The sequence below is a fragment of the Thiomonas sp. X19 genome (assembly GCF_900089495.1).
In the GTDB taxonomy this organism is placed as follows: domain Bacteria; phylum Pseudomonadota; class Gammaproteobacteria; order Burkholderiales; family Burkholderiaceae_C; genus Thiomonas_A.
This window is the reverse complement of sequence record NZ_LT605203.1, coordinates 3,064,046-3,089,567: the sequence shown is the minus strand read 5'-3', so window position 1 is coordinate 3,089,567 and position 25,522 is coordinate 3,064,046. Positions and strand designations below refer to the sequence as shown.

Genomic DNA, 25,522 nt, shown 5'->3' with positions numbered 1-25,522 from the left:
CGCTAATCTGCGTTCGGATCGGGCAGATCGTCCTCGGGCGGCGCGTCCAGGGCGGCCACGATCTTGGCGAGGGCTGCTGACTGTTTTTCGGACAAAAAAACCTTGTCCTTCCATTTGGCGTAGCGCTCGCCCAACTTCTTGAGAAAGTCCTTCTCCCAGTCCGTGGCCGCGGCCTTCTCGGCCTTGGTCATCCTGGCGACGCGCGCCAGGTTGTGTTTGTCGGCCGCGGTCAACTCGCGTTTGTCTTCGGTTTCGGTGCTCATCTTTTTCTCCTGAAGGTTCGATGTCTTGGTACGTGCGCCTGGAAATTCAGGGGCGCGTCAATCGGCGGATCGTCAGCCAGGTGTTCAGCAACTTGATGCTGACAAAGAGCGATAGCCAGGGCAGGACGTACAGCAGCAAGTTCGCCAGGATCAGCGGCGAAAAGTGGACTTCGCGCTGCGTCCAAAAATCGAACATCGAAGTCTTCTTTGCGTCAGCCAGATACGCGTCGATCTGTGCGGGGGTGGCGGCCTGTGGCTTGCCTTCGACTTCCCAATGAAAATGCGCAGGCTGTGCCCAGATCGGGGCCATTTCGTGGATGACCAGGACACGGGCCAGACCACGAACGCCGGGCTGGAACTGCTCGGCGAAGAAGACGGCGGACAGGCCGTAGATCAGCACAGCCACGGCGGCCAGGGTTGCAAAGTATTTGCGCATGACTGTCACTCCCCAAAATGGGCGCGGTGGTAATCGCGGGTTGACAGGCGCATCTGCTCCCACGCATCCAGGCGGTGGAGGCAGTCGCAAACGAAACTGGTCCAGATCGGACCGATCTTGTGCGGCTCGCCCAGGTGCTGCAGGATCAGCTTTTTGGCAAGCTCGATCCGGTGATGGCCCAGCGCTGGGGCATGGGGGTTTTCAAGCAGCGCATCCGCCAAATCGGCCAGGAGTTCCTGGCCCTCTTCGGCGTCAGGGTTGTAATCGTTGGCGAAGGCTTCGAGGTAATCGAGCATGGCGGCGAATTGTTCGAAATCGTGGGGTTTCATCAGTTTCTCCAGGGGTGGTTTAGGATATTGCGGCTCTGATGAACAGATACTGAGCCATGGAAATATCTCGAGCGAGATTGAAAATGCTGAAGCGGTGGGGTGGCGTTTCACCGCCCCACGCGGCGGGTTCCGCCAGTCAACTGCGTTGGTGCGACGCGGCTGGGCCAAAGGATGTGGTGTTTCACCACCCCCGTTGGCTGATTTCGGCCTCAAAGTGCGTTGGATTGACTTGGGTTACTCGCCCAAGCAGGCGCCATCCTTACTCATGTCGCGCTCAGGCTCGTGGTCGGCGCCCTTGTCCATGTGTTTGGCAGCGTCGGGGTAATCCAGGGTGCTTTCCTTTTGCTGGCTGCGGCCCATCGCCTCGATGACCTGCTTGAGGTCGGCCAGGCGCGGGTCCAAACCGGAGGGATGTTCGTGGCCCTGGATAAGATAAGCGTTGGCATTCAGCCAGGCCCGGCACTCCACAAAACTCGCGCGGTGATCTTCAGCCAAACTCGGCGGCAGCCCCGCTTCTAGCCGCTTTTGCTCCAAACTCTCGGCAAAATCACGCATCTTCCCGGTTGGCGGAGTGTCGTTTCCAATGCTTTGCGCCAGTTTCTCCACCTTCGCCGCGCTGAAAACCCACTGGGTTTCATCCCTAGCGCGGCTTGCCTGCACGTAGGCCGCCTCTCTCGAGGTGTGTTCACTGCCCAAAATAATCGCCTTGTCAACGGTCGCGCCTTGCGCTTTGTGCGTGGTAATGGCGAAACCATGGTTTAGCTCAAGGCTAGATAAATCCGCAGTGAATTCCTGGCTGCCACGGTCCACATGAACCCATGCATGGCCGGTTTCATCGATACCCTTCACTGTGAGAATATCGCCGTTTCTCAGCCCGGTTTCGCTGTCGTTTTTTGTGACCAAAAGGCGGTCACCGATTCCGACATCCAGTTGTTTGGATGCGGTTTCAATTCTCCGCACGTCGGTAATCTCTCCTGCCTCAATCAGCCGCTCCCGGACTGCTTTGTTGATGTCGTTCACAGCAGCATTTGTGCTGGCCAGGCCGATGACTTGATCCGCCCCGACATCCTTGCGTGCTTCGATCAGCTTTTCTGCCACAGCCGCCACCGCGGCCTTGTGCGTGTTTTCAATGGAAACCAAACCACGGTCCATATATCCAGACATAGCTGCCGCTGCATCACCCTTGGACATATTGGACACAGCGCCTTTGTGCCATTCGTCGCGCTGGCGAAAAATCTCTTGCAACCTGGCTGGATCACCATGGGCCTCTGCCAGGGCTGCGAATGTCGCGCCGCTACCCACTGGCTGCAACTGCTTCCAATCTCCAACCGCGATAATCTTGGCATCTGCCGATTCCGCTGCGGTCATCATCGCGGCCATTTTGCGGGAATCGACCATTCCCGCTTCGTCGATCACGATCAGCGATTTTGCGTGCAGGGCGGTTTCGCCGCGCTGAATATCCAGTAACAGGCGGTCCAGCGTTTTAGCTTTAATGCCTGCCGATTCCGATAATCCAGCAGCGGCCTTGCCACTGGGCGCACAGCCGATGACCTGATACCCGGCCCGCTCATAATCCTGGCGGACTTCTGCAAGCAAGGTCGATTTGCCCGTGCCAGCATCACCGACCAAAACCTTAATGCCACCAGCACCCGCGAGATTTTCACGCGCGGCTTGCTGCTCAGGGGATAACTGGAAGCCGCCCTCAGTTGCAGGACGCAATGGAATGGCTTGGTGGGGCTCAGCGACGGCGAGCTTCGCGGCGTTATCGATAATCGAACGCTCGGCGGCGATAATCTCTTGTGTGGAATAACGCGTCTTGCCGTCTTTGCCTGCACCAATATTCACAGCTTCGTCGAATGATTCGCGGGCTAGGTTGTGGGCCTGTTCTGCATCACCCACGCCTTGCGCGGCCTGAAATGCTGCGGTGTAAATATCCTGCTCTCGCGAAACCGATTTATTCGTGTGCGCTTCGCGGAGAATATCGGCCAAGGCTGGTTTATCGAGCGGCGTGATTCTGTCGTGCATTGGCACGTTATCCAAACAGAACTCCTTGCCTGCATCCTGCCATTGCTGGCGTAGTGCTTCAATATCGATATCGCCCTTGGCCTGGCGGGTGGATAATGCGGCGACTGAGCTTGCCGCTGCGCCAGTCATTCCAGCCTCTTTTAATGCCTCCTCGATTTGTACGCGGCGCTTGCTGAACTCGCGCTCGGCATCGGTTGAAACATCGGTCAAGCGGAAACTGGAACCATCGCGTTCCACGGCATAACCAAGTTTCTGCATTTCACTGGCAAGCTCAGCCCGGTATAAAGCGCCAGCGGCCATTTTCCAATCGAAAAAATGCCGACCTTGCAGCGTTCCGACCGTACCATCTTCGCGCACTGCGGCATTAACGACAAACGCATGGGAATGCAATTGCGGATCACGCTCGCGCGAGGTTCCATGCTGGAATACCGCGACGGCAATATCAGCCTCTTCCTCTGCATGGCCTTCTTTGCCACGGCGGGAATACGAGGCTTTGTCCTGGATAAATTCAAGTCCTTTTTCAACGGACTGTGCGTGGGCCTTTTCAATCGCCTCGCGCGTATCCTTATCGGCATTGGCCCAAACCAGAGAAACGGATTTAGGCGCTGAAAATGTGCAATCCCAGCCAGCACGACGGTCTGAATCACCGGCATTTTGGACAAGAGGTTGGCCGTTTGCATCGAAGCCATTACAGAGCGCGCTGAATTGCTCGGGCGTGACCTGGCATGAAACCCCGAGTTGTTCGCACGCGGCGCCAGCCCAGTAACCGACGCCCTCAGCGGCATAATAATCCTCCGTGCTGGCCTCTTTATTCGAAGCCTCGCCCTGCATGTGAATATAGTACGACACCGCTCCTGCGGCGGTTTTGACGGCGATTGAGAGCATTTCAATATTCTCCGGTACGGATTTGTTGGCCAAACTGATACGCGGTTTGCCGGTAGTTTTCGCTGGTGATTTTCTGCGGGCTTTGAATGCCGTCCATCACAGCGCTAATGAGGTTTGCGATTTTCCAGAGCGCGGCGCGAAACTCGGCCTCTGAAACGCCGCCGCCTTGGCCTTCCTTGGCCGTGGCGAGATTATCAAGGGTTTTGCTCATCTGTTGAGATTGCGCCAGCAATGCGGCAATCATCGCGGATTGACGCTGGGTATTATTGATAAGGCCGCGCAGTTTCTCGCTGGCGGTCGCACCAGGCTGGGCAGCGAAAGCGGCTGCTTCGACGTCTGTCAGTCGTGCATGAACGATTTGAGATTTAGTCATGGTCGGGCTTCTCCTATGCTGGAGATACGTTGGCCTGGAAATATCTGCGCGGAATGTCAGCGCGCGCAAAACTGTATACGGGCAAAAAGTCGTTACGGATCAACGAGATAGGCTCGCTGCAAGATAATGTTTGTAGACGGCGTGTATACGGCACCGGGCCTTTGTTTCTGCGGGTCTTGAGCCTTTCTGTGTCACCTTAGGTGGGTCAGGTGTGAGGGGATGGGACTGCGTAGCAGGCACAGACCCGACCCGCCTCTGGGGTTCGGTCGTGGATTATGTCGGTTGCTAGGAGTGGTGCTAGATTGCGCCGGTGGATAACGTGTGCTGGTTATCCATGGGGTAATGCCATGAAGCGGCCCTCTAGCACGCACGTTCATGGCATGAAAAGGCCCGCGTTCAGCGGGCCGTGCCTGGGTTATCAAGCGGCGGGTTTAATCGATGTCATAACCCCCGCCATCATCGAGTTCTGGTTCAGTCTGATTCTTGCCCTCGCGGTTGAAATCCTGTAAGTCGGTCGGACCATAATCGCGCACGAATTCGCGCGCAGGGAGCGGCTCCATATCCCCTCCGTCATTCAGCCATTCAGCCTCAGCATCCCGCGCATGATCCGTTTCCGGCAGGGTATTTTCGGTCGCCATTTCATGCAGGACTTCCAGAGGGATAAACTCCATTGGCTGTTTATCCACGCTTGGCAGATATTCGGGCGGGGTGAGTTCCGGGCCGGAATAGGTGGCGTGATAATGGTAGGATTCGGCGACTTCGCGCGCCTTTTCAGGGTCGCTGGTGATGCCGTCGGTCAGCAAATCAATTTTGTGATCGGCGGTTTCAAAGCCTGGGATATACTGCCCATTGATTTCCAAAACGACGGCACGAGACCCCCAAGTGCCGTCTGCTTTGAGATGATCGCCTTGCCAGATCGACGCGCCATATTCTGCCAGATCGGCAGTCGTCTGGCTCAGGCCCTTGGTTTGATAATCGATGGAACCTTTCAAAAGCTCGGCCTCGTGTTGATCCCGCTGGGCGTGTTTGGCGTCCAGTTCCTGTTGGAATTGAATTTTCGCGGGTTGGTTATTTTCTTCGGGGGTTTGCACTGGACTGTTCATCGTCTACTCCGGTTGGTGGATTCAGCGTGGCGGCATTTGCATGCCGTTCCTTGTTACCCAGCGATGGAAATATCGCCGCGTTCGAACGGCGAGCAAATCTGCTGCATGGGGATGATTGGGATTGAAATGTGTTTGATCGTGGGTTCTCCTGAAATGCGCAAAAACGCTTGACGCGTGGGCAGTCCGGTTAATTGCGACGGCAGAATAACCGGCTGTGTCGTGTATTGATACGATGTGCTCACGCCACTGTCATTTTGAGAGTGCTGCGGCCTGATGATCTCTTGCTGGCCCAGTGCGTCGGAAAAGTATTTTGCTGAATCTGGGTCGGATTGATTGAGAACGACCCAATTGCGCATCACGGACAAAAGCGATTGTGTTTCCTCCTTGCCATAAATGCTCCTGATTTGTGAGATTGACTGCAAGCCGATGACGCCGCAAAGGCCGAATTTGCGGCCTTCGGCCAAAGCGCTTTGAATGCCTTCAATCCGACCCAAGCTCGGCATTTCATCCAAAAAAACCCAGACACGGCGGTCGAGTTTCGGCGGCAGAGATAACAGCGATGTCACGAAACTACCGATCATTGCAGAAAACATGGGCGCCAAAAGGCTCCTATGATCGGCGCGCGCTGGTAGCCAGATAATGCCTTGAGGGCTCTCCAGCCATTTCCTGAACGTGAATTTCTCCCGATCCGATGGCATATACTGCCAGGGGGCTAAAACAGAGCCCAAAATGCCGCGCACGGATGCCAGCATTTTATCCGCGCCTTTTGCACACAGTGCCGCGGCTGGTTTGCCAGCGACAAAATTACCCAGTTCCTGTGCATCGGCCGTTGTTGCCAAGCGCACAAGCTCTTTGATGCTCTCATTTTGTCCATGCAAACGCGCGATAATCGCGCTCAGCAAGCCTTGGGCATAACCACGCCATTCCTCTGCTGACGATGCACTAGCGCCACTGGGGCACAAAACCTTGGCCATGCGGTCATAGTCCCACGGCCCATCGATTTCGCCGAAAATATCCCACTGTCGCGCCCTTTTATCCAGTGGGTTTAGGATAATATCGCCAGGTTTGGCCAGAGAAGACATCACCTCACCGCCCGGGTCGATGATCACGGCGGGCTGATTGCGCGCGCGGACCGCTTTGATCTGGCGGTTGATAATCAACGATTTGCCGCTGCCGATAGAGCCACAAACCAGAAAATGTGTGGGCTCAGCAATGGCTGGAATAAGCGCCTTGCCGATCAGAATATTGGTTTCCTCAGGCGCAACAGACTGAGCGGCTGGCGCGTGCTTGGGCTTCTTGTTGAAAAACATGATTTTCTCCTTATTCGTCGCGTAGATCGTGGATTTGCGCGCCGCGGATGTGCTCCCCTGGGCCGCTGTCCGGCGTTTTGTTCAGCCAACTGTGCAATTTACGTTTGATTTTGAGGAACAGAACGATGAGCCCGGCAAAAAATGAGACGAGAATAAGCGCCGCGACCCCTTGCACAAAACTTTGCTCAAACATATTGAAGACCAGTGCGCCGCAAACGACGGCGAAACCGACAATAATGGCAGGGAAAATAAGATAGACCTCCATCCAGATCGGAATCACGCCTTGATGGTTGCGGTTTGCACGCGCATACGCCGCGGCCCAAAGAAAATAGCTTTTAATCATGATTGACTCCGGTTTGGTTATTTCCAATCTTCGATTTTTGCGCCCCGCACGTGCTTTTCATTTGCACGCTGCCTGGTGCGCCACTTGTGCCAGGCCCATAAAACTATGGCCGACATGCAGATACTGGCGGGTGGAAATATGTAGAGCCAGAGTTCTAGGATTCGCGCAGGGATAAAGCTGGTGTTTGTCCAGATCGTGGCTAGGGGGATGGCTTTGATTTGGGAGAGGGCTGCATTGATCTGGACTTGGCTTGCAGAGGCTGTTACGCCGCCCAGGGTGGCCGTGTACAGGCCGTCCTGGTGCCAGGGCTGTGGGAACAGGGCGTAGACCTTGGCCTGGGCCAGAATCTCTGCCAAAGCCCGCTGCTGGGCTGGGAAGTGGCTGTTTGTGGCGAGGATTAGCAACGCGTAGATCGCCACTGCGCCCAGGATCAGAAAACTGAATAGTTGGCGGCGATTGCTGTGGCGTTGTGCGTATCCCATGACCTGTTCCCCAGCCCCGCGGGGGCGGGGTGTGGAGGGGGTACGGCGCTAGGGAAATTGATGGTGCGCGTTCGCGGCAGATCATCGGTGGAAGGTGGAAGCTGATTGCGCGTGACGCGAAGGGGCGGTTTCACCGCCCCTTCTGGGCAACGTCTTTTTCTTTTGCTTTTCAGAGGCCGCGCCGCGAAGCGGCTAGCGGGCCTCTCTCCCCCATTTCATGGGGGAGCTTTATACGGCCTCGGTTTTCAGAGGGAGAGGCGTAGTCAGGAACACGGGTTGGCGTAGTCAAGAACACGGGTTCCGGGCCGGAATCGATGTTTTTTCGCTCGATGTGTACAAGCTGGCGGTCGATTCCGACGCTCCACTCGTCCGTCGGTAGCTCGGCCAGCGCCTTGCGCAACTGCTGGCGGCGCTCCCTTGCTGTCGCCCCTTTTGCGTCCTCGCCCCAGACGTGCCTTGCGAGCGTACCCAGTCCGATCGGGGGGCAGGTGCCGTACCCTGGGCGCCAGCAGGCGAGCCAGTGGTACAGCACCTGGCCGACTGGCGACAGATTGCGGAAGACCTGCATGCGCACGCGCCCGAACGAGCCCTCGCCGAGCATGGCCCGCGTGAGGCGGTAGTTCAGGGTCACGCTGACCGCGTTGCGGCCTTCCCAGGCGCCGCCTGCAATCAGGTGGGTGAACGCGCCGCGCGCGCCGCTTGTGGCGGTGGTGACGATGCTCGACAAGCGCACGAGGCTGTCCCGGATCATCTGGTGCGCCCGTCCGTCTTCCGGGTCGCGCCCGATCTCCCGGCAAAGGGCCGCCAAGGTCGTTTCCAGGGTGAACGCGTCCTTGTCGGCGGCGGCGTTTGGCTGATTTTTCGGGGAAGTGGCAAGCAGGCCCTCGATGTCCACGCTCTGTTTCAAATCGGCATGCCGGTCCGCGTCGCGCAGGGCCAGCGCCGCGCACGCCAGCAGCACGCCCAGATCCTGCGCGTCGATCTCCGGGCCGTTGAGGATGATCTCGCCACCGTTCCACGACTGACGCAGGTTCTCGATGAAGCCACGCTTCTGGCCTTTCTTCAGCCGGACCGCTGGCTTGACCAGACCAGACAAGCCCAGCGCCATGTCCTGCCGAGCAACACCATGCCTAGCGTCCATCTCCCTGCGCGCCGCGGGAGAGAGTTTAGATTGCGCCATTGCTCCCCCCTTTTTTCTTCTCTGGCTTATCTTCTTTCTTCTCGCAGAGAACCACATTATGAGGCACAAGGCAGCCAGATTTAGGCGGCCGCTTGTACCAGTGAATAATGCTGACTGGGCCCTCATTATTCTTCGTGATTTCTGCTCTGCAATAAAGTTTTTTTTCAGATTCGGGTATTTTGTTCCCGTGTTCGTCGAAACCGTATTCGTTCGAGTGCATATTCCGAACATTCAGAATCCAGCGCGAATCATCGATAATGACTGACGAGCCACGCCCCGACGAATCTTCTAAATTGTCAAACAGGCGCGCAGACTTTGAATTGTGATGCGCAAAATGAATATGCGCTCCCGATGCCATGGCCGCAGTCTCAAGTCGCCTAAAAACCCGTTTTATTTCATTGGACTTATTCTCATCAAGCCCATGTGCCCGCGATAACGTGTCAACGATCACGAGTCGTTGGCCCTCGCATATTTTATAAAACCACTCGGCTCCAAAGTCATTTTCAATCGCGAATTCTTTGCCGAGACCATCATAAATTGTCAGATTCTCCAGCGCGCACTCTTGCGATTTCCAATGCCATGGCTCACCATGGTATTGATAATGATCGATGATATTCCAGAGACGACGATGCAGTTTTTCCGCAGAATCTTCCAGAGTCAAAATGGTGACCTTGTCGCTCGTCATTTCCCCAAGGTTAAGCAAATCACATCCGCCCGCCATGGATAATGCGAGTTGATAAAGGAAAAATGATTTTCCAGATCCACCAGCGCCGATCGTGCCTCCGACGGTCTCTGACACTGGACCATTTTTGAAGAGCAAGTCGACCGGCGCGGGTCGATTTTTAGTCCAGCCAGAGATTTCAACCTTGGATGGAAGCGCAATTGGCATTTGTTCAGGGCGCATAATCATTTCGCGCCCCTTAAATCAAACTTTGCTGTTTGGCGCCGCCGAGCGCCAGCACAACTGAACAAAACACCTTTTCCCCAAGCCTGGTTCGTCCCGGCCTGGCGAGCTTGCCCCTCCACATAAACGTTTTCAGGGTCTCGTCGTCGATTTCAGGGTAATCGTCATGATTAAAAAGTTCAGGGTTTTGACGCAACCATTTGGCCGTTTCAAGCGCCCGCTTAAAATGATTTTGGGCAGTTTTCATACAGCATCCAAGGCGCGCCTGGATGGCCTCGGGCGTGTGGCGCCGGACCCAATCTTCTTCATAATCTGAAAATTCTGCCGCACGCCAACCGGCGATTTCGCCGGCACAGTTTGAATTCAAATCGCCATCATTTAATTCCTCGCTCGATTCCTCGCCATCGCCATCGTCATCTCCTCCCTGGTTCAAATCGCCGTTCAAATCACCTGAAAGATTATCAATCAGGCATTCTCCACCCTCTTTATCAATTGGAGTATCCAGACTGTCTGCAAACCAATCTGCACGCCGTTTTGTCTGTGTCGTAACAAAATACCTGCCCCATGCATTGAAAATATGCAGGTCTGATTGCCCCATACGGCGCGCCCTGTCAATAACTCGTGATTTGAATGAACAGTAAATCCAGAATTCATTCTGGATTTCGTCAGTTTCAAACTGGACTTTGAGTTTGAAAAGCTCGCACCCGATGCTTTTGAATTTCTTCAGCATCAAATCGATGGGCAGGTCAAGGCCGCCACTGATGGCTGCGGCAAGGGGGGTTTGTTTGAATTGGTTGTTCATGACAGTGAATCCTTGGTAGATTCAAGACTGCCATTCGCCCCGACAAAATCAACCGTCCTGTTTGGCCGATAATGTCTTTTTGCGCGCTGTGCTCAGCGTGCAAAACAAATCGTGATTATGAGTCTGGGGCTAGACTAATAATCATGGTGAGAATTGTCCCCAGAATTTGTGCTGAATGACGTGCACAAATCCAGATCGCTGGCGACCAGCCAACGGGATATAAGTTTTGGGGGTGGCCAAGCGCGAAAGCGCCAGGCTGGTTCAGGTGCCGATGCGCGCGAGGCGCATGGTCAAGTTCAAAGTGTGTTTTGAACGCCCAGCCGCCGGCCGGGGTCAATCTTTTTTAATTGCCAGGGTGAGCCCCTGGCAGGGCTGATGTGTGCTGATCAAGTCAGGCTTACCACACCCATATACTACCCATATTTTTCTGTCGGGTGCAACCACTTTCTTTCTATTCTATATAGCCGTTGCTAACCTGCAACATCACCTGTGCACGCCAGTCCTGGCGCAAACATTCTTTTTTGCTGTCAAATCCAAGTGATGTGTGCCAACGTGATGCTTGAAAGTTCCAACACACCATAATTTTCCGTGGACGTCCGCCGAGCCGAGTGATTGCGAGAGATCCTATTCAAATTGCTGCCTTATTTTGAATCAACCCACGTTGACGGGCACCAGTGTCATCGTGTCGTTGCCGAAGATATCGATCACCTTGACGGCCACGGTGTAACGCCCTGGCCTGTCGTAGGTGTGATGGGCCGTGGTCAGTTCTAGCTCGCGGTTCTGGCGGGTGCGAAAGCTTTGCCATTCGTTCTCGAAGATGTAGCCGCCCGTCCAGCGCTCCTCGAACTCTGGCATGGCCAACTCACCTTGCGGTGGTTCAAATCCTGGCAGTGATGCGACTCCGCTGAGACCGGTGCCCACTGGCACCCTGATGACTTCCTTGCGGCTCATGTAGTCGAAATCCACCGCCCAGTAGTCGACCCAGTCCGTCCAGAGCTTGGTCAGGCGCTCTTTTGTGACGATTCCGTCCTTGTTCTTGCTGACCTTGTAGAGTTGCCCCTGTTCGCACATGACTTCGCTCTTGCCCTCTTTCATGGCGGCAATTGCAGCCTCGGCGGCGCCCTGGGTGTAGTAGACCGAGAAATCGGCCAACTCGATCGTGATCGCGAACTTGTTCTTCTTGTCGTAACGCGGCGTGGCCTCGGCGAAGCTGATGTCGTGGAACACCACCTGTCCCTTGTCCACGGCCCGCTTGTCGAAGACTTCGGCGGGAATGTATTTCGGAGCAAGTTCGATGCCCTTGCTGCGTGCCTCTTCCAGTACGGCGGGGAACAGGCCCATTTCGAACTCAAAGGCCAGCACGTCCACGCGTGACGCTCCACGTTTGCGGCATTCGGTAATGACCTCTTCGACGAACAGTCGCCCTACAGGCAGGTTGATCGGGCCAATGACGACCAGTCGCCCATTGCGTGCGCCGTGGAAAAACCCGTCTTGTGCTTGTGCGCCTTCGTTGTCGCCGAAGCCACTGGCCTTGTAGGCACGCAGGATCAACTCGCGGAACTCACTTTCCTTCTGGGCGAGGGCCTGCTCCTTCTGAACCCCCGTTAAACGCCCGCCGACATTCAGATAAGCCTGCCGCTCGTAGCGGCCAAGGTTCAACACCTCAAAGGCACGGAAGTCTTGCTCGGCAGCCTTCTTCTCGCGCTGAACACCAATCAGCCGCTTGCGGGTGGTGTGGATAGCGAACTTGCCAAGGTCGGTGGCGATCCATTTGCGGCCCAGTTTCTCAGCGACCGCTGACGTCGTGCCGGAGCCGCAGAAGAAATCAGCCACGAGGTCACCTTCGTTGCTGCTTGCCTTGATGATGCGTTCGAGGAGCGCTTCAGGCTTCTGAGTCGGATAGTCCAATCGCTCTTTAGCCATCTGGTTCACCGGGAAGATGTCGTCCCAGATGTCGCCAACTCTCGTTCCCTCATTCCCGTCAAAGTAGCGCTTCACATAGGGAACACCGTTCTTTGAGAAAACGATCAAGCCCACCTTCATGCCTTCATCAATTCGATCTTGCGACCAAATCCAGTGCTTTCCGGGCGGTGGATCAAGAACTTGGTCAGCGAACCGGCGTGCAGGGCCAGCACCAGCTTGAGTGAAATTGTCAAGGTTGTATCGTCGGCCAGTCGCCTCTTCCACATGCCGATAGTGTGTGTCCAGCAGCTTCTCGTCCTTGTCGACAAACTGGGCGCTGAACTGCGGTTGTTCAGACCGCGAGTAAATAAATACGCTGTCCTTGATGTTCGAAAAATGGCCGGACTGCCCTTTGGGTGAACGGAGCTTCTTCCACGCTATTTCGGCCAAGAAGTTTCCGAATACTTCGTCCAATGCCAGCCGCATAAATGCACTGACACGCCAATCACAATGCACATAGATTGAGCCGTCTTCTGTCAGCAAATCGCGCATCAAGATCAGGCGTTCATAGATCATCGAGATAAAGCTGTCCGCACCGCGCCCCCATGTGTCACGGTAGGCGATTTGCTCCAGCAGGTTTGCTTCCTTATGGAAGGTCTCGCCGCCAATCTCAATGTCCATGCTGAAATCCGCTCCCACGTCAAAGGGCGGATCGATATAAATCAGCTTGAGGCCGCCCGCGTCTTCGATTTGCTGGCGCAGGGCGCCCGCTTTGAGTGACGAGAGGATCAGCTTGTTGTCACCCCAGATCAGCTTGTTTGTCCAACCCTTCTGCTGGCGGCCACGGCTGTCAAAGAGATCGGCCTGTGTCCTGGTCTCGGTGCGCGGTTCGTCGATGTGTTCCAGCGTTTGGAAGGGCAGAACGGTCGTGCAAACGTCGCGCGTCTTGCCGTTCCAGACCAGCTCGACCTCGCGCTTGTCCTCGAACAAAATGAATCGGTATTTTTCTGGCAGCGCCTTGCCCTGCTGAATCAGCGTGACCAGGTCGCGCTGCTCAGCTTCACTCAGCTCATAGGATTTTTTTTCTTGGCGTGCCATGGTGTCAGAGTTCGTCGTCTTCGGGCAGGTCTATACGGTGCAGGATGGCAACAGCCAGCGCTTTGAAATCACCCCATGCGTCGCGTACTGCTAGGGAGTGGCTTCCGATAGCACCGTCTGCTGCGGTGAGGTGAAAAATGGGTTTTCGTACTTCTTGTGCCATGGGTACCAGGCTGCGGTAGTGTTTCAGCCGTGCGAGGCAATTGCCGTCATTGGCCTTGGCACGTTTGAGACTGGGCTGGCGCAGCACATCTTCCTGGTAGGTGCCAGGTATGCGATCTACCCATTTTTTATAGGCCTTCACAGGCCTGGACAGCCGCTCCATGTGCTGCATCAAGATGTAGCCTTCTGGGTGCATTGCGCCCTTAGGGAGATCGAAATCCGGGGTGGGCCAGTTGTCCACCCGCTTGCGCCAGTCGGCACGCCAGGCAGTCAGTGTGGGCCCGAGGTTGCGCAGGCCTTGTAGTGAAAACAGATCGGCTGCTAAAGGGATTACGACGTGGTCGCTGCCAATGAGTGCCGAGCGGTTGATGGCACCAAGGTTGGGGCCGACGTCGGCCAAGATGATGTCGGCTTTGTGTTTAGTGGCTGCCATTTGCGCCACCTGCCAAAAGGCTGTCAGCAGCCGAAAGGGGCGGTACAGGTTGTTCGAGCCCATGGCGTCCGACCAGGCTCTGGACAGCTCGTCTTCATACCCCGCCAGCGCCAGATCACCCGGGATCAAAAACAAATTGGGGTTGATTTTCTGGGCTACAGGCGCCTGAATATCGCCGACTTTGGTCAGTGGCTGGATGCAGCGATAAATCGTGGCGCCGCCAGGCGCAGGAACATCTGTGTCCCATAGCTGCTCAAGCGCCTCTTCTGCCAGAAAAGCGGAAGTCAGGTTTGCCTGGGGATCGAGGTCGATGGTCACGACTCGTTTGCCCATCTCGGAAAACATCCAAGCCAGGTGAAAGACCAGGGAGGTCTTTCCCACGCCACCCTTATTGTTGAAAAAAGTCAGGACTGGGGTGCTCATGGTGCTATCCGCAGGGTAGCCAGAACCATGGTGGGCTCAATCTGAAACTCCAGCGGAGGGTTGCCGTTTGCCTCCAGCGCGCGCCGAGTTTCAGCGATTCCGAATCCGAAACGCTGGACGAATCCAAGTGTCTTGAGCACCGCTGCCAAGCTCGGGTTGCGATAGTCGCTAACGCCGGGTCTTCCGAAATTCTCTTTGGTCACAGCGCCGAAAGGGCCGCCGGGGTTGGTGATCTCGATACGGTCGTCAAACCAATACACACGGACAGGAGCATTCGTGCCTTCGTAGGTGCGATGCATCACGGCATTGCGAGTCAGTTGTTGCAACGCGGTGAGAGGGTAAGGAGAAGAACGGATCTCGGTGGTGCTGCCAGACGTGAAATTCACCGACACGGCCAACGTTGCCTTGAGTTTGTCGTCTAGCCTGCGCAAGACCATATCGAGCGAGCCGTCCACCTCTTGCTCATCGACCACCGGATCGCCCCACTGGGTGCCTCGTATACGTAAGAACTGCACATAAGCGCACGGGACCCAGGTCCGAGGGCTCTTGCCCAACGTCAACATGCCCACCACGGTTGGCGTGGGATCATCCACCGAGGCGATCATGCCTAGCGAGGCCAGTTGCTCCTCAAAGCTCCGTCCATTTACTTCCAGGACGTCTGGCGCCACCGCCTGGGGCAGGTATTCACTCTCGAAGTAGCTTTGGTTTAGCTCCGTCAGAGTGCTTGTCGCGATGGGGTGGGTGTCGAAGCTGCGGTCTCGGTGGCGCCGCTTTTCGTTCAGCTCCCGCTCGTCTTGCACGCTGGCCTGCCCTCTGCGTGAGCCTGTGCGTATCCAGATGCGGCCATCAAATCGCACTGGCGGCGAATCGGCAGGCCAGACGGTGACCACTGCCATGTCATGGCCTCTCAACATGCGCCGGGCTACGGTCATGGTGGGCGGTGGAATGATCTTGCCGTCTGTCTTGATGTCAGCAAGGGTTTGCAAAAGCTGATCTGTCACGGAGAATGCACCCCCGGTGGGGCTACCGTCGTCCTTAGCGCCGATGAACAGCACCCCGGGTTTCCCGTGATTGGGCAGATCATTCGCGAACGCGCAGATAGCTTGTCGCCCTTTGTCCGGTGCGCTGCCATTCCAGGTTTGCTTGCGCTCGGCACGGTCACTTTCAATGTCGTCCAGCAGCGCGGTGAGTTCCTCATCGGTCAACGGGTTCATCATGGGCTCTCCTGATACTCGGTGAAGCTCGTTGCCAGCGCGGAAAAACTGGCTGGCTTGTGTTGCTCAAAGCCATCTTGATCAACGTAAACAAAACGGTAGATGTGACAGGGGACCTCATCCGCGGCACTGGCAAAGGAGGCATCTACACACCATTGTCGAAGGCGGGCCATTTTCTGCGGCAGATCAATCTCTTCGCGGCCCTTGGTCTCGACGACCCACACCATGCCATCCGTGGTGCGCACGAGGAAATCCGGCGTGTACGTGGACAGTTCGCCGTTGGCTTTGACGTATTCAATCTTGAAACCCACCGCCATGTAGTTCTTGCCGAAGGCCTGCACGTCGGGCGCGGCCTCTAGGAACGCGGCAAAAGCCAGCTCCAGGCCGTCGGCGTTGGCCTCGCCGACGATGCGGTTGAACACCGATTTCGTCGCCTGCACGAAGCCGCGCTGCTCGGTTCGGAACGGCCTGGTGTCGCGCAGCCGGATATGCCCGTCGATGCGCGAGCTGCCGCCTTCATTGATCGTCAGGGCGTTGATCGCGGCGCGGAAGTGATCGAACACCACCTTGCCAACTTCGGATTCGGACAGGTTCCGTAGGATGACTGGATCTTCCAGATCCACGGCGTTGGTGAAGAGGTGGTCGCGGAGGAAGGTTTTGACCTTGGGATAGAGCTGGTCGTAGCCACCGACAAGGCGCAAATCCTTGAGGATCTGCCGGGCGAAAAACGCCACCACGGATCGGTAATCCCCCGGTCCGCTGCCATCCAGTTGCATGGTGTGATCGACCTCGCCTTCGAGCATGGTCTTGAAGACGATCTCGCGCGCTTCCTCTGGAGTGAATGCCTTGATAGGCAGCTTCGGGTTGCCAAAATGTTCTGGTTCCAGCTCGCTCAGGTCTTTGAATTCCCGGTTGAAGCGCCGTGTCAGGCGTGGCACCACGATGTCGAGTTCGTCGATATTCTTGTCAGACGATTCGGTTTCGACTTCGACGACCAAAGAATCCTGCCTTTCACGCCCACCGGAACCGCCCATCGGCACACGATCGAAGGTGACGCCTTCGTTTTGGATGGATTCCACGAATTCCATGAAGGCGGGCGTTCCCATGACCGACACGGTCTCGCGCTGATCGCTGCCGAAATACATACGACGCAGGCCACGCCCGAGAGTCTGCTCCGGCAGGATGTTGCTCTTGGCGGCGTAGGCACGCAGGCCGACGATGACGGTGACGTTGCGCACATCCCAACCTTCCTTGAGCATCAGCACCGAGACAATCGCTTTATAGGGCGATTTCCAGGTATCGATTTCATTGGATTGCTTGCGCAGCAACTCCAGCTCATCCTTGCTTTTGCCTGAGGCTGCTTCGGAAATCTCCCCGTTGTTCTTGGTGTGAATCACCAGCACCGCGCCCTGTAACTCGGGGCAAATCTTCTCCAGGTAGCTGCCCACCTCATCGCAGTTTTTGGTGTCGTCCACCATCACGAACAGGACGGCCTTCTTGCCAAGCTGTTCGTGTTCGGCGTAGCTCTTGCGCCATTCCTCGATGCCGAGCTGCAAGTAGTCGGCATATTTTTCGGTGATGAGCGGGCTCTTGTGTTCGGTGAGCTTGGCGCGGCTGGCCGCATCGGGGAGCACCGGATGCTTGACCACGTTCTGTGCGATGGCCTCGACGAGAGGGTAGTCGCTCACGGTCTGCACGAAGATCGCGCCGTTGTCGTGGCGCGGAGTGGCCGTCACGTCAACCTGTATTGCAAGCTGTAGATCCTTTTGCAGCAGTCGGTGGTGAATGTCCTGGATGCACTGGAACCAGGCTAGGCGGCTGTCGTGAATGTGGTGCGCCTCGTCATTGAACACGGCGAGTTCGTCGATTTCGCGCACGACTTCGCCAAGGTCGATACTGCTGTCGTTCGTTTTGCCGACGGGCCTCGCTCCGAACGGGGCCAGGAAATAGTCGCGCAAATCGTCATCGTCAAGCGAGGGCTCCGGCACGTCGCCGAGATAGACACGGTGAATGTTGGTGAGGAAGATGTTGCCGGTCGGGCGGACGATGCGCACGTCGTCCTGAATGTGCAGGGCAACCTGAAAATCATCGCGCCAGTTGTGCCCTGCATGGCCGTTGTCGGGCAACACCGGATCGTTGAAGAAGATACGTAGCCCGTCGAAGTCGGCGCGCAGGCGGTCAAGCACGATGATGTTCGGCGCGATCAGCAAGAAATTACGAGCTAGTGTCGAATCGACCTCATAGACCTTGTGAAAGTAGCACCACGCGATCAGCAGCGAGAGCACCTTGGTCTTGCCCGCACCTGTGGCCATCTTGACCACGAAGCGCGGCCACTCCTCATCAAACATATTGCTTGACACCGCACCGGAGGCATCGAAACGCAACAGATCGAATTTGTCACGAGCGCCGCGCACGTCATAGAGCCAGATCACGGTCTCGACGGCTTCGCGCTGGGCGAAGTAGTAGCGGAATTGGTTTTGACTGCCGTCTCCTTGCTCGATCAAGTGATCGGTCTCGAACCACCAGGCCAGCAAAGCGCGTGACGTCGCTGATGCGCCAGCGTAATCTGCATCGCGCCAGGCCTTGACCTCTTCGCGTACCTTGGCGACCAGGGGCGGCAAAAGCTTTTCATAGGCGGTACTGCGCAGCTCCTCCGCCGCTGGGAACCAGCGCAGATCCGGGAGCAATACCTCGTATGGGGAGCGTGGGAAATTTGGATGCAGTGCCATAGAACAGCGTTCCTTGTTCTTGTCGTTTTACCAGGGAGCGTTACGCCAATTGGACACTGATGCGGCACTTATAGAACTGCAGCCAGAACGTCTTCGCATCGGCGGCCTCGCTATGGGCGTCTTGCCACTCCTTGGCGAAGGCGGACAAGCGGCTGCGGATTTCGATGCGGGAGAGGCTGGGCATGGGGGCTGTCGGTGGCAACTGGTCGTGCCTCGATTGTCGCCTGACATCACAAACAGCGGCCCTGCAACGCATGCTGATTTGCGTTGTCAAACATTCTTTTTGTCGCAACCTTGTGAGCGCTACGTCAACCCCAGTGGGAATCCAGTGGGAATCCAGTGGGAATTCCGAGTGAAACCGCCTACAATTTTAGCCAACGCTTGCGAATGCCTGCCAACGCAAGCCCTTGAAAGTAAACGGTAAGTTTGTTCGAGCAGGGCGCTGAAACGGCAGCCAATCCGCGTCATCAGCGGAATGGCTGTCCGTTAAAGTCAGACAAGATGTACAAAAACTAGCAGCAAAATCAACAACTTACAGAACAAGCCCACACTAACAATGTGGGCTTTTTTGTGCGTTTTGGGGGGGCGATTCCCCCTGGATTCCCCCTGGATTCCCCTAAAAACACACAAACCCAAACATCACCGCACCCCCTCGATTCCCCCTGATGCCCATTGATTGAGGCGGATAATCTTTTCTAGGAGCTGTCACGACGGAGCCTGTTGCGCGGACTTAGACCGATAAAACAGTCAAGTATTTGGTGGGGGTTGCGCAAGTTCGATTTTGTGGGTAAAGTGTGTCAAATGAACCTGGCCCTGGCACTTTCCGACGCGAACCGGCGCATGCGCATGCGGTCCAGCCCCTGGGCGCTTCTGCCCTTCGTTGTGCTCGTGCCGGTCCTGGCCTTCGGCGGTTGGGGCGGTCTCGTGGCCGTCCTTTGCGTTTTGCCTGTTTTTGGTGCGGCGGCCATTGCCGCCCGGGTTTTGGCTTTCGCAGGCCTTGCCTGGCGCCAGTGGCAGGCCGCCAAAAGTTTGAAGGCATGCCGTCGCGCGGCCCGCGCGGCGGCGGCCACGGCCAGCGCCAAGCGCGCAGCTAGCAAGCTAATCGATTCAGTCATCAGCCTGTCACTCAGCGCAGCCCGCCAAACCGTGCACACCCTGCGGTGGACACCCCCACGCCCGGCGGCACTTGCCGGCGCTGGTCGCGCCCTGGCGTCCCTGAGTCTTACCCCACGCCTTTTGGCTCAGCGCCCCGCCGCCGCCGGTGCCTGCGCGGGCGATTAGCTGACCCCGGTGCGCTGACCTAAGCCAGCCGCCGCACCAGCCGCCAGCGCATCGCGCCGGCGGTATTTTTTGCGCCCGCCATTCGCGACGCACCCCCCCATGGAACAGCGCAAAACCTTGATTTTTCAGAGGTTTTCCCATGGAACTCCCAAAAATTTACCCACTGGCAGAGGTCTGCCAAAAATTCCTGCCCCAGGGCAGAGACACTATAAAAAACCGAGCTCGCCGGCAGCCCGACGGGTCCTACCTTTCGACCCTTGGAGGCGGCCAGGCACTGCGCCTTGTGAAACTTGGCGCAAGATTCGCAGTCACAGAAACCGACCTGATCGAATTTCTGCTCAGCGCCGGGGTTCGGATCGAGGCACCGGCGCCTGCCGCCGACGCCACCCCACAGCGCCGCCGCGCGGGCCGCCCCCGCAAGGCCACCCTGGTGCAAGGGAAAGGGAGTGCAGCGTGAGCGCCCGCACCTCCATGGCCGCAGCCCTGCCACCCCGCGCCAGGCTGGCGCTGGCAATCGCGCGGTCGCACGACAGCGATTGCGCCCCCGCCACCGCCTTCTGCGTCGCGGCGAGGCACCCAGGAGCCAGCGTCGACCGCCTGCAAAAAGCCATCCGCGCCCAAACCCGCCGGGAGCGCGGCCAGCAGGTTTTCACGCCGCCCTGGGCTCGGCCGGCGAGCGGCAGGCCGCTCACCGCGGACCTGGACCGTAGCGCCAGCCTGCCCGAGCCGCACCACCTCGACGACCCTGCCGCTTTGGTCGAACTTTTGGGCTTCATTGAGGCGCTGGGTGCCGACCCGGCCGCGCGCGCGCGGCTGGCGCTGGCCGACGAACAAGACGAGCTGGCCCGCCACCAGGCCGCTCTGGCTGCCAAGGCCTTGGGGCTGACGCAGCGGCGCGTCCAGCAGCTCAAGCGTTTGGCGCTGGATTCCGAGGCCCCACGCGGGCAGTGGACCGAGCTGGTGCGGCGCAGCGCGAGCCGTGCAGCCACCCGCGCCCGCAGAAAAAAGGCGACGCGCGCAAGGCTGCGCCGGCGCGAAGCACCGGGTCAGCTCGGACTTTTTAGGAGCAAGAAATGAGCGCGCGCGCTCTTGCTTGGGCCTTTTTGCAAATCTCACAAGGTCGCGCCGGCACGCCTTCGGGCGCGCTTGTGATTCTGAAGCTGAGCGATCGTGCGGACCCGGAGGGCCGCTGTTGGCCGGGGCACGAGCGGACCGCCGCCGATCTGAACTTGTCCCCGAATTCGGTCAAGGCCGCCGTCAGGCATCTGGTTGGGCAGGGCCTCATCCGCATCGAACGGCAACAAATCGGCGGCCGCGACGGCCCAAACGTTTACCACCTCAACCTCAATTTTGGGGAGGGGGCAAATTCTGCCCCCCGGGGGGCAAAAAGCGACGCACGGGGGGCAAAAAACTCGGGTTTTAGGGGGGCAGAATTTGCCCCCGAATCTAAAGACATAAACAAAAAAAGAGAACCTGAAAAAAGAGAGAGCGCGCGGGCGCGCGCGGGGGGGGCAAATTTTGCTGTTGATGGAAGCGGCATCCACCACAACCAGGCGGACAAGAGGGACCAGCAAACCCTGCAAGCCATCGGCCGACACCCCCCTGAGGCCGTCGCGGCCGCGGCGGCTAGGGCCGCCGCGCGGGACGACCAGGGCCGTGCCTTCCCAAGCGCTGTGCTACGCGAAATTTTGAGAAGCAGCCCTGTCGCCACTGTGGCCAGGGCCGCCACCGAGGTGCAGGTTCCACGCACGACTCTGAGTATGGATTTTTCCACCAAGACATATGCCCGCGAAATGATTTGATGATTTGACGGGTCGGGCGGCGGGCTTATGGGGCGGTGGGCGACCCGTGGACGTTGACATCCAACAAATTTCGCACCCCCATGAATGTAGGTAGGAGGCGCCCACCGCGCACCACCCCATCAACCAGGAGCCCAGCATGACCACCACGATCAACCACCTCGCGCGCAGCATTTATTCGGCCAATTTCCTTCGCTCCAAGGGCGACAAAATCGCCTTGTTCGGAGCGCTCAAAGCCTGCACTTTTGCCAATTTCCACCAGTTTTTTGCATCCAGCAACCTCGATTATCTGAAGGTGTCCACCGAAATCCAGCAAGCCGTTTTCGCTGCAACGCTCGAAATCGCCCGGATCGAGGCCGAGAAACAAAGCCCAAGCAATCCGCGCCATTTTCATATCACCCAAAAGCACAGCGGGCAATATGAAATCGAGTATTGGTCCGATGCCGACCGCGCCTTTATTTGCGAATCGCTCAATGCAAAAGAACGAGCGCTTTTGCATGTGCTGCTCGGCGAATTGAATGACCGCCGCCGCATTAACTCGACCTCGCAAAATCCCGAACCGACCAACCCTACGCAACATTAAACCCGGAGAATCGAACATGGAAAAGAACCTGCGCTTTTGGCTGCCCATGCTGCTGACCATGCAGATTGTGCAAGCCCTATTCATGACCTATTTGCTGTCGCCCACGCCGACGCTTGCGCAATTGAATCACGCGCACGCCGTCATTTTCCATGCAAAGGAATAACCATGCCACAGATCATCGATAACACGCAGTCCAAGATTCATTCAACGCTCTGGCGCATCCGCATGAGTGTTTATCTCATTCTGGGGTTATCTGTTTTATTCGTGCTGGCTTGGGCACTAACGCCGACTGGCAAGTCGGAGCTTTATTATTTTGCGGGCTGGGTTTTGTGTCATATCTCACCGACCTATTTTCTCGACAAGCCGGGATTCATCGGCAACGCGGCACGCTGGTATTTGACGCTGGCGGGCGGCCATTATGACATGACCACGATGCCACTGAAATTCGCGCTTGCAGGTTCATTCGCTGGCCTGTTATTAGCCGTCGCGGTATTCACGCCTTTATTCAAGCGCCACGTAAAACACGATGCATTACCCGAGCAAGAAGCCGTATCCAAACCATGGGGGAAATCATGATTTACATCGAATTGGAGATTACCAGCGAGGGGCTTGCCATGGCAACCGTGGAGCATTACCAACGGCCCGGCGCGTGCGGATATCGCGCCGCGCACGTCCTGCCGCCACACCTGGCCGAGGCATCCAAACAGATCGGGGATTTTCTGCTGGCCGATTATTCCAAGCGCGCGCATTGTCCTGAACTCGGTTATTCATCGGGCGATGGTGAGGATAACAGCGGGGAGGGGGCTGCAGCGTGAGGACACGGGCAGCGGGAGAGCATCGCCCCAAGGTGATGCTCGATAAAGACAGAACGGCGAATTTGGGTCGTCCATGAATGGACTTAATGAGGCACACATGACGCATTGCCGTGCAGGCTCAAGACCCGCAGAAACAAAGGGCCGGGGCGGTAAACCGGCGCGGCGAGAGGTCCTGGGCAGCAAACCGCCAAGACCCGCACAAACATTGGCTTGAAGCGGTAAACCGTCAGGAGCGCGCCTCCGCAAAAATTTCGCTTCATGCTGAATGGTATTGCAACCACTTGGAGAACATGATGAGAACTCGAACCGTGAGTTTCAAAATGACCGATGAGGATTTCAAGTTAATCCAGGCCGCTGCCCGCGATCTGGATTTGAGCCCGGGCCAATACTCAAGATTCAAGGCCCTGCAGGACGCGCGCATCGCCGAGCTTGAAACTAAAATCGACCTGATGAAGGCCGATTTGCAGGAGAGTTTTCGCGCTGATTTGCGCAAATCCCTCGAATACATTAAACAACTGATCAAAGGAGCTTGAGCCATGTTGAACCACATCACTAAAAAGCCGTTTTCCAGCCGCAAGCAATATTACCTCGCGCTGCTTCTGCGCATCTTGTTTATTGCTTCGGCGCCAGCGATTATGGTATCGCATCCGCTTTATCTGCTGGTGCTGTTCGGCGGCATTTTCTCTGTTTTTCAGGGCTGGATTTCATGGCCCGTTTATCAGCCGGTCCAGCCATCCATACACGTTAATCAAGTGCAAAAACCTTGGTAATTCATTCGGAGAACATCATGAATCTCATCATCAAAATCATCCGCATGCTGGTCGTGATCGGCGCCGTGACTGTCATCGGCGGCATTGCGGGTATGTTTATTCATTCGGTCTGGTTTACAACCGCGTTTGTCGCCTGTTATGTCGCTGGCATTTATCTCGCCTGGACGTGGGGCGAGCATAAACCCGCTGCAAGTAACGACAACGGACTGCTTCGCGGCGCGCGCATGTTATCCGCGCCCGACCTGTCGAATCTGGTCATGTCGCGCCACAGCCGGGCCGATCTGCAAATCGGCGGCGTGCCGGTTCCTTGGGATTTTGAAACTCGCGGGTTCTTGTTTTCCGGTGCGCCAGGGACGGGTAAAACAGTAGCGATTACCGCCATGCTGGACGTGATTTATCCGCGTGACGATTCAGGGTTTATCGCCGACCGCAACGGCAGTTATACGGCGCGATATTTCAACCCGGACCGTGACATGATTCTGAATCCGCTCGACGCCCGAGCTGTCGAATGGTCACCGCTGGCTGAAATGCAGCGGGATTATGACGCAGAAACCATCGCGAAATCGCTGATCCCCGACGCCGTGGGTGATGCGGGTGAATGGAACAGGTATGCCCAGGTGATTATGTCGGCCATTCTGCTGCATTGCTGGAAACTCGATCTGCCAAACAGTGAAATCGTGCGCCTGGCGCAGCAGGCGGACATGAAAGAACTGGCGACAGTTTTTGAAGGCCAGGCCGCCATCGGTCTGCTGCAAAACGAGAAAATGTTCGGTTCGATTCGCGGCATTGTTTCGACCTATACCAGCGGCATGAACCGCCTGATTCAAAGCGCTGGACGCGATGCGTTCTCGATTAAAAAGGCTGTGGCAGGCGGGTATGGCGATGGAGAAGCGAAGTTCATTTTCTTCCCTTATCTGGCCGACCAGATGAAGCCGCTGCGCACCATTATTAGCGGCATGGCTGATATTTATGCGGATGCGGTGATGGTGTTGCCGCCGAGTTTTGACCGGCGCGCCTGGCTGATTTTGGATGAGTTTGCCTCGCTGGGTCGGGTTGAATCGATGGAAAACTTTCTGACGAACGCCCGGAAGCACGGGGGGTCGGCGATCCTTGGAATGCAATCGATTAGCCAGGTGCATGCACTTTATGGCCGTGAAAACGCCACTTCAATGTTTTCTTCAATCTCGAATAGCCTGACCTTGAGGGCGCCCGATGCCGAAACGGCCGAGTATCTCTCTAAAGGCTTCGGCGACAAGCAAATCATGCGGGTGATGCAAAGTGGCGGGTCAAGCTCGAACGCCCAGGGCGATAGCAGCTCGTCGAATTGGTCCCAGCAGATCGTGACCGAGCGGCTCGTTCTGCCCGCAGAGATTTCGAGCCTGCCCGACCTCTGCGGGTATGTGAAGTTGTCGGGCGATCTGCCGTGCGCCCCCGTGCGCCTGGCCCTGCCCGCGCACCGCCCGCCCGTGGCCCAGGCCTTCGAGCCCGCCGCCCGTCCCAGCGCCACGGCCGAGCCCCTGGAGCGCGCCAAGGACACCCCAGAGCAGCCCGGCAAGCCGGTGCCATCGCCTGAGGCCCAGCCAGAGCCCGACATGCCGTTTTAACTCCACCATCCCCGTTACTCACAGCCCTGCCGCCGTGCCGGGCATCAGGAGCTTCCATGATTGCCCACATGATTCTCAGCGCCGTCATCCATGGCCTTGTGTATGACCTGATCTTCAAAGCCTTCCGTGGCCTGCCCCTTTCCACCGTCGCCCTGATCGCCATTGTTGGCATCGGCGGCATTTGGCTGCTCGCCAGCGCGGCCCGCCTGTTGCGCCGCCTGTTGCGCCACACCCGCCGCTGAACCCCGTTACTCACACACCACCAGGAGCCAAC

General features: G+C 57.2%; 29 protein-coding genes. 12 read left to right on the top strand and 17 right to left on the bottom strand.

Going from position 1 to position 25,522, the window contains the following annotated elements; translation table 11 throughout:
• Positions 1 to 2: 2 nt before the first annotated feature.
• From THIX_RS14830 to THIX_RS23480, 17 genes are all read right to left on the bottom strand, one after another.
• Positions 3 to 263, bottom strand: a complete 261-nt coding sequence (locus THIX_RS14830) for a hypothetical protein (RefSeq protein ID WP_112486808.1) — start codon at positions 261 to 263, stop codon at positions 3 to 5.
• A gap of 46 nt (positions 264 to 309) precedes the next feature.
• A complete protein-coding gene (locus tag THIX_RS14825) occupies positions 310 to 669 on the bottom strand; it encodes a hypothetical protein (protein ID WP_146748574.1) in 360 nt (119 codons plus the stop codon).
• Positions 670 to 704: 35 nt separating this feature from the next.
• Positions 705 to 1,028, bottom strand: a complete 324-nt coding sequence (locus tag THIX_RS14820; protein WP_112486806.1) for a hypothetical protein — start codon at positions 1,026 to 1,028, stop codon at positions 705 to 707.
• A 234-nt stretch (positions 1,029 to 1,262) separates the two neighbouring features.
• Entirely contained in the window at positions 1,263 to 3,971 is a 2,709-nt protein-coding gene (mobF, locus tag THIX_RS14815) for a MobF family relaxase (RefSeq protein ID WP_146748573.1), read from the bottom strand.
• Positions 3,940 to 4,311 carry a hypothetical protein gene (locus THIX_RS14810; RefSeq protein ID WP_146748572.1) on the bottom strand — a complete coding sequence of 124 codons (372 nt, stop codon included), beginning with the start codon at positions 4,309 to 4,311 and terminating at the stop codon, positions 3,940 to 3,942. Before THIX_RS14810 ends, mobF begins: the two co-directional genes overlap by 32 nt.
• A gap of 431 nt (positions 4,312 to 4,742) precedes the next feature.
• Complete coding sequence (locus THIX_RS14805) at positions 4,743 to 5,414, bottom strand: hypothetical protein (RefSeq protein ID WP_112486803.1); 672 nt, start codon at positions 5,412 to 5,414, stop codon at positions 4,743 to 4,745.
• A 53-nt stretch (positions 5,415 to 5,467) separates the two neighbouring features.
• Positions 5,468 to 6,724: a type IV secretion system DNA-binding domain-containing protein gene (locus THIX_RS14800; protein ID WP_112486802.1), complete on the bottom strand. Its 1,257-nt coding sequence runs from the start codon at positions 6,722 to 6,724 to the stop codon at positions 5,468 to 5,470.
• Between the two features lie 10 nt (positions 6,725 to 6,734).
• Complete coding sequence (locus THIX_RS14795; RefSeq protein WP_112486801.1) at positions 6,735 to 7,067, bottom strand: hypothetical protein; 333 nt, start codon at positions 7,065 to 7,067, stop codon at positions 6,735 to 6,737.
• A gap of 17 nt (positions 7,068 to 7,084) precedes the next feature.
• A complete protein-coding gene (locus THIX_RS14790; protein WP_112486800.1) occupies positions 7,085 to 7,549 on the bottom strand; it encodes a hypothetical protein in 465 nt (154 codons plus the stop codon).
• A 169-nt stretch (positions 7,550 to 7,718) separates the two neighbouring features.
• Positions 7,719 to 8,657, bottom strand: a complete 939-nt coding sequence (gene repC, locus THIX_RS14785) for a replication protein C, IncQ-type (RefSeq protein ID WP_158540910.1) — start codon at positions 8,655 to 8,657, stop codon at positions 7,719 to 7,721.
• Positions 8,658 to 8,715: 58 nt separating this feature from the next.
• Positions 8,716 to 9,639, bottom strand: coding sequence for an AAA family ATPase (locus THIX_RS14780; protein ID WP_112486798.1), 924 nt, complete (start codon positions 9,637 to 9,639; stop codon positions 8,716 to 8,718).
• Between the two features lie 10 nt (positions 9,640 to 9,649).
• Positions 9,650 to 10,435 (bottom strand): hypothetical protein, encoded by a 786-nt coding sequence (locus tag THIX_RS14775; RefSeq protein WP_112486797.1) that lies wholly within the window; start codon positions 10,433 to 10,435, stop codon positions 9,650 to 9,652.
• Between the two features lie 651 nt (positions 10,436 to 11,086).
• Positions 11,087 to 13,435 carry a DNA methyltransferase gene (locus tag THIX_RS14770; RefSeq protein WP_112486796.1) on the bottom strand — a complete coding sequence of 783 codons (2,349 nt, stop codon included), beginning with the start codon at positions 13,433 to 13,435 and terminating at the stop codon, positions 11,087 to 11,089.
• A 4-nt stretch (positions 13,436 to 13,439) separates the two neighbouring features.
• Positions 13,440 to 14,453: a ParA family protein gene (locus THIX_RS14765; protein ID WP_112486795.1), complete on the bottom strand. Its 1,014-nt coding sequence runs from the start codon at positions 14,451 to 14,453 to the stop codon at positions 13,440 to 13,442.
• On the bottom strand, positions 14,450 to 15,667 hold the full coding sequence (locus tag THIX_RS14760; RefSeq protein WP_112488401.1) for an ATP-binding protein: 1,218 nt from the start codon (positions 15,665 to 15,667) through the stop codon (positions 14,450 to 14,452). The genes THIX_RS14765 and THIX_RS14760 overlap by 4 nt, the downstream gene beginning before the upstream one ends.
• Positions 15,667 to 18,396, bottom strand: coding sequence for a DEAD/DEAH box helicase (locus tag THIX_RS14755; protein ID WP_112486794.1), 2,730 nt, complete (start codon positions 18,394 to 18,396; stop codon positions 15,667 to 15,669). The genes THIX_RS14760 and THIX_RS14755 overlap by 1 nt, the downstream gene beginning before the upstream one ends.
• 40 nt (positions 18,397 to 18,436) lie before the next feature.
• Positions 18,437 to 18,580 (bottom strand): hypothetical protein, encoded by a 144-nt coding sequence (locus THIX_RS23480; RefSeq protein ID WP_158540909.1) that lies wholly within the window; start codon positions 18,578 to 18,580, stop codon positions 18,437 to 18,439.
• Positions 18,581 to 19,161: 581 nt separating this feature from the next.
• Between THIX_RS23480 and THIX_RS14750 the strand changes: the two genes are divergently transcribed.
• The 12 genes from THIX_RS14750 to THIX_RS23100 all read left to right on the top strand — a co-directional run bounded on the left by THIX_RS14750 (position 19,162) and on the right by THIX_RS23100 (position 25,490).
• Positions 19,162 to 19,677, top strand: a complete 516-nt coding sequence (locus THIX_RS14750) for a hypothetical protein (RefSeq protein WP_158540908.1) — start codon at positions 19,162 to 19,164, stop codon at positions 19,675 to 19,677.
• A 139-nt stretch (positions 19,678 to 19,816) separates the two neighbouring features.
• Complete coding sequence (locus THIX_RS23475) at positions 19,817 to 20,134, top strand: hypothetical protein (protein WP_158540907.1); 318 nt, start codon at positions 19,817 to 19,819, stop codon at positions 20,132 to 20,134.
• The gene (locus tag THIX_RS14745) at positions 20,131 to 20,754 is read left to right on the top strand and encodes a hypothetical protein (protein ID WP_112486792.1); all 624 of its coding nucleotides are present in this window, start codon (positions 20,131 to 20,133) and stop codon (positions 20,752 to 20,754) included. Before THIX_RS23475 ends, THIX_RS14745 begins: the two co-directional genes overlap by 4 nt.
• Positions 20,751 to 21,479 (top strand): helix-turn-helix domain-containing protein, encoded by a 729-nt coding sequence (locus tag THIX_RS14740; protein ID WP_112486791.1) that lies wholly within the window; start codon positions 20,751 to 20,753, stop codon positions 21,477 to 21,479. Before THIX_RS14745 ends, THIX_RS14740 begins: the two co-directional genes overlap by 4 nt.
• Before the next feature lie 136 nt (positions 21,480 to 21,615).
• Complete coding sequence (locus THIX_RS14735) at positions 21,616 to 22,059, top strand: hypothetical protein (RefSeq protein WP_112486790.1); 444 nt, start codon at positions 21,616 to 21,618, stop codon at positions 22,057 to 22,059.
• A gap of 16 nt (positions 22,060 to 22,075) precedes the next feature.
• Entirely contained in the window at positions 22,076 to 22,222 is a 147-nt protein-coding gene (locus THIX_RS23470; RefSeq protein ID WP_158540906.1) for a hypothetical protein, read from the top strand.
• 2 nt (positions 22,223 to 22,224) lie between these two features.
• Positions 22,225 to 22,635 (top strand): hypothetical protein, encoded by a 411-nt coding sequence (locus THIX_RS14730; RefSeq protein ID WP_112486789.1) that lies wholly within the window; start codon positions 22,225 to 22,227, stop codon positions 22,633 to 22,635.
• Positions 22,632 to 22,874, top strand: a complete 243-nt coding sequence (locus tag THIX_RS14725) for a hypothetical protein (RefSeq protein WP_112486788.1) — start codon at positions 22,632 to 22,634, stop codon at positions 22,872 to 22,874. Before THIX_RS14730 ends, THIX_RS14725 begins: the two co-directional genes overlap by 4 nt.
• Positions 22,875 to 22,984: 110 nt before the next feature.
• Entirely contained in the window at positions 22,985 to 23,407 is a 423-nt protein-coding gene (locus THIX_RS23105) for a hypothetical protein (protein WP_146748571.1), read from the top strand.
• A gap of 3 nt (positions 23,408 to 23,410) precedes the next feature.
• A complete protein-coding gene (locus THIX_RS14715; RefSeq protein WP_112486786.1) occupies positions 23,411 to 23,644 on the top strand; it encodes a hypothetical protein in 234 nt (77 codons plus the stop codon).
• A 17-nt stretch (positions 23,645 to 23,661) separates the two neighbouring features.
• Positions 23,662 to 25,248, top strand: a complete 1,587-nt coding sequence (locus THIX_RS14710; protein WP_112486785.1) for a type IV secretion system DNA-binding domain-containing protein — start codon at positions 23,662 to 23,664, stop codon at positions 25,246 to 25,248.
• 56 nt (positions 25,249 to 25,304) lie between these two features.
• Positions 25,305 to 25,490, top strand: coding sequence for a hypothetical protein (locus THIX_RS23100; RefSeq protein ID WP_146748570.1), 186 nt, complete (start codon positions 25,305 to 25,307; stop codon positions 25,488 to 25,490).
• The last annotated feature ends 32 nt before the right edge of the window (positions 25,491 to 25,522 follow it).